Below are 492 nucleotides of genomic sequence, written 5' to 3' on the forward strand. Positions count from 1 at the left end.
AGGCGCGCTTGCTCTACTCTACCGTACATTCCGATGGCCAACGGATTTTTATACCTGTGCGTGGTGATCGACTGGTACACCCGCTTTATTTTAGGGTGGCGGTTGAGCAATACTTTGCTGACCGACTTCTGTGTAGATGCGCTGGCAGATGCCTTCCGACAGTGGGGCCAACCTCGCATTTTCAATACTGACCAAGGTAGTCAATTTACCTCAAAGGACTTTTTGAAGCCCTTGCAGGAACGCACGATTGCCATCAGTATGGACTCCAAAGGGCGGGCTTTGGACAATATTTTTGTCGAGCGTTTCTGGCGGACCCTGAAGTACGAACACATTTATTTGCGGGGCTACGCCGATGGTTTATCGTTGTGGAAGGGGTTGGCTGAATATTTTCAGTTTTACAACTATGTTCGCAAACATCAATCGTTAGGCTACCAGACTCCTGCTCAATGGTATATCAAAGAACCAATTGGGGAGCAAAAAAGTACAGTTATT

At 47.4% G+C, this 492-nt stretch carries 1 protein-coding gene; it reads left to right on the forward strand.

Annotated elements, in window-relative coordinates:
• Positions 1-33: 33 nt before the first annotated feature.
• Positions 34-492 (forward strand): transposase (locus tag AC23NW_RS36275; protein WP_487455603.1); only part of this gene is annotated, 459 nt, incomplete at its 3' end.

This window comes from Arsenicibacter sp. R0_47 (genome assembly GCF_057652235.1).